Genomic DNA, 8,210 nt, shown 5'->3' with positions numbered 1-8,210 from the left:
GAAGGTGTCCATGGTTTTTTCTTCTTCTCCTCAGACCTTCAGGAGCTCGACGTCGAGGCAGAGGGACTGCAGCTCGCGCACGAGGACGTTGAAGGACTCGGGCAGGCCCGGCTCGTCCGGGACCTCGCCCTTGACGATCGCCTCGTAGACCTTGGAGCGTCCCTCGACGTCGTCGGACTTGACGGTGAGGAGCTCCTGCAGCGTGTAAGCGGCGCCGTACGCCTCGAGCGCCCAGACTTCCATCTCGCCGAACCGCTGGCCGCCGAACTGCGCCTTGCCGCCCAGCGGCTGCTGGGTGACGAGCGAGTATGGACCGGTGGAACGTGCATGCATCTTGTCGTCGACCAGGTGGTGCAGCTTCAGCACGTGCATGTAGCCGACCGTGACCGGGCGCTCGAAAGCTTCACCGGTACGGCCGTCGTACATCGTGACCTGGTTCTTGGACGGCGTCATGCCAAGCTGCTTGGCAACATCGTCCGGATACGCGAGGTCAAGCATGCGGTGGATTTCGTCCTCGTGCGCGCCGTCAAAAACCGGAGTCGCGAACGGCACGCCGTGCTTCAGGTTGCTCGCAAGTTGCAGAATTTCGTCGTCGGTGAAGTTGTCGAGTTCTTCCGGCTTGCCAGACTCGTTGTAGATCGTGGTCAGGAACTTGCGCAGTTCAGCGGCCTTGGCTTGCGCTTTCAGCATTTCACCGATGCGTAGGCCCAGGCCCTTCGAGGCCCAGCCCAAGTGCACTTCGAGCACCTGACCGACGTTCATACGGGACGGAACGCCCAGCGGATTCAGCACGATGTCAGCCGGCGTGCCGTCTGCCATGTACGGCATGTCTTCTACCGGAACGATGCGCGAAACCACACCTTTATTGCCGTGGCGGCCCGCCATCTTGTCACCAGGCTGCAGGCGACGCTTGACCGCGAGGTAGACCTTGACCATCTTCTGCACGCCCGGCGGCAGTTCGTCGCCTTGGGTGAGCTTCTTGCGCTTCTCTTCGAATGCGAGGTCGAACTGGTGGCGCTTCTCGGCGATCGATTCCTTGATCGCTTCGAGCGCTGCAGCGACGTCGTCCTCGGCCGGGCGAATGTCGAACCAGTGGTACTTGTCCAGATCGTCCAGGTATTCCTTGGTGATCTTGACGCCCTTGGCCAATTTCTTCGGACCGCCGTTGACGACCTTGCCGATCAACATCTTCTCCAGACGCTGGAAGGCGTCGCCTTCCACGATACGCAACTGGTCGTTCAGGTCGAGACGATAGCGTTTCAGTTCATCGTCGATGATCTGCTGCGCACGCTTGTCGCGCGGGATGCCTTCGCGCGTGAACACTTGCACATCGATCACGGTACCGACCATGCCGGACGGTACGCGCAACGAGGTGTCCTTCACGTCGGAAGCTTTTTCACCGAAGATCGCACGCAGCAGCTTCTCTTCCGGCGTCAGCTGGGTTTCGCCCTTCGGCGTCACCTTGCCGACCAGCACGTCGCCGGCTTCGACTTCCGCACCGATGTAGACGATGCCGGATTCGTCCAGACGCGCCAGCTGGTTTTCTGCCAGGTTCGAAATGTCGCGGGTGATTTCTTCCGCGCCGAGCTTGGTGTCACGAGCAACAACCGACAACTCTTCGATGTGGATCGAGGTGTAACGGTCGTCCGCAACCACGCGCTCCGAAATCAGGATCGAGTCCTCGAAGTTATAACCGTTCCACGGCATGAACGCGACCAGCATGTTCTGGCCGAGTGCGAGTTCGCCGAGATCGGTCGACGCACCGTCCGCGATCACGTCGTGCTTGGCAACACGATCGCCGACCTTCACGATCGGGCGCTGGTTGATGTTGGTGTTCTGGTTGGAGCGGGTGTACTTGATCAGGTTGTAGATGTCCACACCGACTTCGCCGGCAGCCGCTTCATCGTCGTTGACGCGGATCACGATACGGCCGGCATCGACATAGTCAACCACACCGCCACGCAGCGCCTGCACAGTGGTGCCGGAGTCGACTGCGACGGTGCGCTCAATGCCCGTACCGACGAATGCCTTCTCAGGACGCAAGCAGGGTACCGCCTGGCGCTGCATGTTGGCACCCATCAATGCGCGGTTCGCATCGTCGTGCTCAAGGAACGGAATCAGAGACGCCGCCACCGACACAACCTGGCCCGGGGCCACGTCCATGTACTGCACCCGTTCCGGCGACACCAGGATGGTCTCACCGGCCTGACGCGCGGATACCAGTTCGTCGGACAGTTTGCCGTCGGCATCGATTGTCGCGTTCGCCTGAGCGATCACATAACGGCCTTCTTCGATGGCGGACAGGTAGTCGATCTGGTTGGTAACACCACTGTCGTCGACTTTGCGATACGGTGTCTCGAGGAAGCCATATTCGTTCAGGCGAGCATACAAGGCCAGCGAGTTGATCAGGCCGATGTTCGGACCTTCCGGCGTCTCGATCGGGCACACACGTCCGTAATGGGTCGGATGCACGTCGCGCACTTCAAAGCCTGCGCGCTCACGGGTCAAACCACCCGGGCCAAGCGCCGATACGCGGCGCTTGTGGGTAATTTCCGACAGCGGGTTGGTCTGGTCCATGAACTGCGAGAGTTGCGATGAGCCGAAGAACTCGCGAATCGCAGCAGAGATCGGCTTCGAGTTGATCAGGTCATGCGGCATCAGGTTGTCGGCTTCGGCTTGACCCAGACGCTCTTTGACTGCGCGCTCAACGCGCACCAGGCCGGCACGGAATTGATTTTCCGCCAATTCGCCAACACAGCGCACGCGACGATTGCCCAGGTGGTCAATATCGTCCACTTCGCCGCGGCCATTGCGCAGTTCGACCAGAATCTTGATGACGGCGAGGATGTCTTCGTTCGACAAAGTCATCGCGCCGGTCAGCTCGTCGCGGCCAATACGACGGTTGAATTTCATGCGGCCCACTGCCGACAGGTCGTAGCGCTCTTCGCTGTAGAACAAGCCGTTGAACAATGCCTCAACGGATTCTTCGGTCGGCGGCTCGCCAGGACGCATCATTCGATAGATAGCAACACGTGCGGCCATCTGGTCGGCCGTGTCGTCCATACGCAGCGTTTGCGAAATATAGGCGCCCTGGTCCAGATCGTTGGTGTACAAGGTCTGAATGTCGCTCACGCCGGCTTCGCGCAGGCGCGCCAAGGTTTCTTCCGTCAACTCGTCGTTTGCGCTTGCTATGACTTCGCCGGTTTCGGCGTCAACGATGTTCTTCGCGAGCACGCGGCCAAGCAGGTAGTCTTCCGGCACGGAAATGTGCTTGATGCCGGCAGCGTCGATTTCGCGCACATGTTTGGCGTTGATCCGCTTGTCTTTGGCGACGATGACTTTGCCCGACTTGTCGGCAATGTCAAAACGCGCAACTTCACCACGCAAGCGCTCGGCGACGAATTCCATCTCGCCGCCATCGGCGCGTAGCGTGAAATTGTCGAACACGAAGAAGTTCGCCAGGATCTGTTCCGGCGTCATGCCGATCGCTTTCAGCAGAATCGTGACCGGCATCTTGCGGCGACGGTCGACGCGGAAGAACAAGATATCCTTCGGGTCGAATTCAAAGTCAAGCCACGAGCCACGATACGGAATGATGCGGGCCGAGAACAGCAGTTTGCCGGACGAATGCGTCTTGCCGCGGTCGTGTTCGAAGAACACACCCGGCGAACGGTGCAGCTGCGATACGATCACGCGCTCGGTGCCGTTGATCACAAACGAGCCGGTCGTCGTCATGAGCGGCAGTTCGCCCATGTAGACTTCCTGCTCTTTCATCTCCTTGACGACCGGCTTGGTCGGCGATTCCTTGTCCAGAATGACCAGACGCACTTTTGCGCGCAATGGTGATGCGAACGTCAAGCCGCGCTGTTGGCATTCCTTGACGTCGAATGGCGGATCACCCAACACATACGACAGAAACTCTAGCCGCGCGAAACCATTGTGAGATACGATTGGGAAAATTGACGTGAAGGCCGATTGCAGACCCTCGTTCTTGCGTTGCGATGGAGCTTTATCGGCCTGCAGGAAGCTCGTGTACGACTCGAGCTGGGTCGCCAGCAGGAACGGAACGTTGTGAACGTTAGCGCGTTTCGCGAACGACTTGCGAATGCGCTTCTTCTCAGTAAATGAGTAGTGCATGGACACTCCGTGAGTGACAGGAAGGATTGAGAATTCAGGACTCGCTGGCGACCATCGACGTCACCTCTTGCTCTCTGCGAAACCTCAAGTCTCTGCCCTTCGGGCTTAATTAGACTGGTACTGCCTGATCCCATCGCTTGACACGGGAAAAGGCTCTTCAAAAAACGAAAACGACAAAGGAGCCAAAGCCGAACCCCCTCTTGCGAGAGAGTTCCGAGCTTTGACTCCGGCGATGTTCAGTTCGCCCTGGCAAGCCGAAATTACTTGAGTTCGGCTTTTGCGCCAGCTTCTTCCAGCTTCTTCTTGGCTGCTTCTGCATCTGCCTTGGCGATGCCTTCCTTGACGGGCTTCGGTGCGCCATCAACCAAGTCCTTGGCTTCCTTCAGGCCCAGGCCGGTGATTTCGCGAACTGCCTTAATCACACCAACCTTGTTTGCGCCAACTTCGGACAGAACAACCGTGAACTCGGTCTGCTCTTCAGCAGCCGGAGCAGCAGCGCCGCCGCCAGCCGGACCTGCAACTGCCATTGCCGCTGCGGAAACGCCAAACTTCTCTTCAAAAGCCTTGACCAGGTCATTCAGTTCCATCACGGACATCTGACCTACTGCTTCAAGGATATCGTCTTTGCTAATTGCCATTTGAAACTCCTAAATTTATTCGGTTATTACATCTGATCGGTACTGACGCGGAAGAATGCTGAAAGCGATCAGGCGCTTTCGGCTTCCTTCTTCGCTGCGAGAGCAGCCAAAGCACGGGCAAAGCCGGAGACCGGAGCCTGCATCACACCCAGCAACTGGGAGATGAGGACTTCACGGCTCGGGATGCTTGCCAACGCAGCAACGCCGGCTTTATCCAGCTGCTTGCCTGCGTAGTTACCTGCCTTAACAACCAGCTTGTCGTTGCCTTTGGCAAAGTCGTGAACGACTTTGGCGGCAGCAACGGCGTCCTCGGAGATCGAGTAGATCAACGGGCCGGTCATTTCGGAGGCGAGGCCGGCAAACGGCGTTCCTTCGACAGCGCGACGTGCCAACGTGTTTTTCAACACGCGCATGTATACGCCCTGGGAACGCGCTTTGGCGCGCAGTTGCGTCAAGTGACCAACCTGGATGCCACGGTATTCGGCCACGACGATCGTCTGCGCAGTTGCTACTTTTGCGGAGACTTCGGCGACGACGGCCTTTTTGTCATTCAGATTGAGACTCAAGATCAACCTCCAAAAATGATGTTCGGCGGATGCCTCACATCGGTTCGAACACGGCGTCCGAAGTTTAGGAGTTCAGTGCCAGCGGACTAGCGTTGAGACTACAAAACTTGTTCGGGTACACCATCTGCGTTGGGTGCTGACGATCGCTCGTTCAACGTTTAACTTTGTGCACATCGTTCATGCACGCCGCCCAACGGTCTTTGATAATCCGGACCCTCTTCAATTCTGCTCAAGGGGGTCCAGCCCAAAGATTCGCCTCGTGCGCCATGGCAGCACGAGGGCTTTATTCAATACATCACGCAGCCAGGCTTGCCTGGTCGACGCGCACGCCAGCGCCCATCGTCGAGGAGATGGCCACTCTGCGCAGGTAAACACCTTTGCTGGTTGCCGGCTTGGCCTTGTTCAGGGCTTCGATCAGTGCCAACAGGTTGGACTTCAGATCAGCATCACTGAACGACTTGCGGCCAATGGTTGCGTGAATAATGCCTGCCTTGTCCGTACGATATTGAACCTGGCCAGCCTTGGCGTTCTTGACAGCGGTCGCGACGTCCGGCGTCACAGTGCCGACTTTCGGATTCGGCATCATGCCGCGTGGGCCGAGGATCTGACCGAGCGTACCGACGATACGCATGGTGTCCGGCGAAGCGATCACGATATCGAACGGCATGTCGCCAGCCTTGATTCGCTCGGCCAGATCTTCCATGCCAACCACATCGGCGCCGGCTGCCTTGGCTGCCTCAGCCTTGTCGCCGGATGCAAACACGGCGACGCGAACGGTCTTGCCGGTGCCCGCAGGCAGCACGACGGAACCGCGAACAACTTGATCCGACTTTTTCGCATCGACGCCGAGTTGCACGGCAACGTCAATCGACTCGTTGAACTTGGCCGTTGCGCATTCCTTGATCAAGGCAATCGCGTTGTCGAACGGGTAAGCCTTGGTGCGATCAACTTTTGCCTTCAATGCCTTCAGGCGCTTGGATAACTTAGCCATTACAGACCCTCCACCGTGATGCCCATGGAGCGAGCAGAGCCGGCGATCGTACGCACGGCGGCATCCATGTCAGCTGCCGTGAGATCCGGCATTTTTGTCGTCGCGATTTCTTCAGCTTGCTTGCGGGTGATCTTGCCGACCTTGTCGGTATGCGGCTTGGCCGAACCCTTTTGAATGCCAGCAGCCTTCTTGATCAGGATCGTTGCGGGCGGCGTCTTCATCACGAACGTGAAAGACTTGTCCGCAAATGCGGTAATCACGACCGGAATTGGCAGGCCCGGCTCGACACCTTGCGTCTGGGCGTTGAATGCCTTGCAGAATTCCATGATGTTCAGACCGCGTTGACCGAGCGCCGGGCCAATCGGGGGAGACGGATTTGCTTTACCAGCTGGCACTTGCAGCTTGATAAAACCGATAATTTTCTTTGCCATGACGGCTCCTACGTTAATTGAGTGTTAGCGCCTGTTCGCTAGCTGTTCAGCCAGCTACTGGAGCTCCTCTTTGCTGCTTTTCCGGATTTCGCAAGCGATTCTGCTGACGACGCTCCAAAACGGCGTTTTTTCAAAACAAATCTTTTTAGAACGGCAGGTTAAACTTTTTCGACCTGTCCGAACTCCAATTCGACCGGCGTGGCGCGGCCAAAAATCGTGACCGAGACGCGCACACGCGACTTCTCGTAATTGACTTCTTCAACATTGCCGTTGAAGTCAGTGAAAGGACCGTCCTTGATGCGAACCAGCTCGCCGACTTCGTACAAGACCTTGGGCCGTGGCTTCTCGACGCCTTCTTGCATCTGATGCAAGATCTTGTCGACTTCATGCGGAGGAATCGGCGTCGGCTTATTGGATTTGCCTCCAATGAAACCGGTGACCTTGCTGGTGTTCTTTACCAGGTGCCAGGTTTCGTCGGTCATTTCCATCTCAACCAGGACATAGCCCGGGAAGAAACGACGTTCGGTAACTGACTTCTGACCGTTCTTGACTTCGATAACTTCTTCTGTCGGCACCAGGATCTTGCCAAACTTGTCCTGCATGCCGGCACGCTCAATGCGCTCCGTCAATGCACGTTGCACACTCTTCTCCATGCCGGAGTAAGCGTGCACCACATACCAGCGCTTGTTGCCGCCCGCTTGGGCTGCCGCGCTATCTTGCATGTTCTCGCTCATTATTTTTTCCAGCCCAGGATCAGGTCGTACAACACGAATTCAAGAATCTTGTCGGTACCCCACAGGAAAAGCGCCATGATCAGCACGAAGCCGAACACCACCGCCGTGATTTGCATCGCTTCCTTGCGGGTCGGCCAGACAACTTTTTTCGCCTCGCGCACGGATTCTTTGGCAAAGCCGAGAAAATCACGTCCGGGCTGCGAAGTCCATGCAACGGCGATTGCCACCAACAGGCCGACGACCAGTGCGGCAGCGCGTACTACGGCAGACTTATCTGACAGAAAATAAAAACCGACAACACCCGCGATCACTGCACCAATAGCCAAAGCGACCTTAATCTTGTCGCCTGAAGCGCTGACGGTTTCTACGGGGTGGTTAGACATACCAGTTTCTTTCGGTGCCCTGCACCTTGATAGGTGGCAGGGGCAGAGGGAATCGAACCCCCAACCTTCGGTTTTGGAGACCGACGCTCTGCCAGTTGAGCTATACCCCTACGCTTAAAACTTTGCCTGAATTGACAACGCTGCGATGCCGGACAAGTGCCCGACGATCGCAGCGCGACGACTCATGACTTACTCAATGATCTTGGCAACGACGCCGGCGCCGACGGTACGACCGCCTTCGCGAATGGCGAAGCGCAGGCCTTCTTCCATCGCGATCGGGTTGATCAGCTTGACCGTGATCGAAACGTTGTCACCCGGCATCACCATTTC

The 8,210-nt window shown here is 57.5% G+C and carries 7 protein-coding genes, 1 tRNA gene and 1 pseudogene; all 9 read right to left on the bottom strand.

Annotation, left to right across the window (positions count from 1 at the left end):
* Positions 1-30 precede the first annotated feature (30 nt).
* On the bottom strand, positions 31-4,137 hold the full coding sequence (gene rpoB / locus VJ651_RS15715; RefSeq protein WP_324108351.1) for a DNA-directed RNA polymerase subunit beta: 4,107 nt from the start codon (positions 4,135-4,137) through the stop codon (positions 31-33).
* Between the two features lie 260 nt (positions 4,138-4,397).
* A complete protein-coding gene (gene rplL, locus VJ651_RS15710; protein WP_324108350.1) occupies positions 4,398-4,775 on the bottom strand; it encodes a 50S ribosomal protein L7/L12 in 378 nt (125 codons plus the stop codon).
* Between the two features lie 68 nt (positions 4,776-4,843).
* The gene (gene rplJ / locus VJ651_RS15705; protein ID WP_136417887.1) at positions 4,844-5,341 is read right to left on the bottom strand and encodes a 50S ribosomal protein L10; all 498 of its coding nucleotides are present in this window, start codon (positions 5,339-5,341) and stop codon (positions 4,844-4,846) included.
* A 295-nt stretch (positions 5,342-5,636) separates the two neighbouring features.
* On the bottom strand, positions 5,637-6,332 hold the full coding sequence (rplA, locus tag VJ651_RS15700) for a 50S ribosomal protein L1 (RefSeq protein WP_324108349.1): 696 nt from the start codon (positions 6,330-6,332) through the stop codon (positions 5,637-5,639).
* Positions 6,332-6,763 carry a 50S ribosomal protein L11 gene (rplK, locus tag VJ651_RS15695; RefSeq protein ID WP_040039168.1) on the bottom strand — a complete coding sequence of 144 codons (432 nt, stop codon included), beginning with the start codon at positions 6,761-6,763 and terminating at the stop codon, positions 6,332-6,334. Before rplK ends, rplA begins: the two co-directional genes overlap by 1 nt.
* 158 nt (positions 6,764-6,921) lie before the next feature.
* Positions 6,922-7,485 carry a transcription termination/antitermination protein NusG gene (gene nusG, locus VJ651_RS15690; RefSeq protein WP_324108352.1) on the bottom strand — a complete coding sequence of 188 codons (564 nt, stop codon included), beginning with the start codon at positions 7,483-7,485 and terminating at the stop codon, positions 6,922-6,924.
* Between the two features lie 11 nt (positions 7,486-7,496).
* Entirely contained in the window at positions 7,497-7,880 is a 384-nt protein-coding gene (gene secE / locus VJ651_RS15685; RefSeq protein ID WP_324108348.1) for a preprotein translocase subunit SecE, read from the bottom strand.
* A 34-nt stretch (positions 7,881-7,914) separates the two neighbouring features.
* Positions 7,915-7,990 (bottom strand) — tRNA-Trp (locus VJ651_RS15680).
* 79 nt (positions 7,991-8,069) lie between these two features.
* Positions 8,070-8,210 (bottom strand): annotated as a pseudogene (tuf, locus tag VJ651_RS15675) (elongation factor Tu); the annotation flags it as partial.

It is taken from the genome of Noviherbaspirillum sp., assembly GCF_035254865.1.
In the GTDB taxonomy this organism is placed as follows: domain Bacteria; phylum Pseudomonadota; class Gammaproteobacteria; order Burkholderiales; family Burkholderiaceae_D; genus Noviherbaspirillum.
Note: the sequence above shows the minus strand (reverse complement) of the source record. Positions and strands in the feature narration are given on the sequence as shown.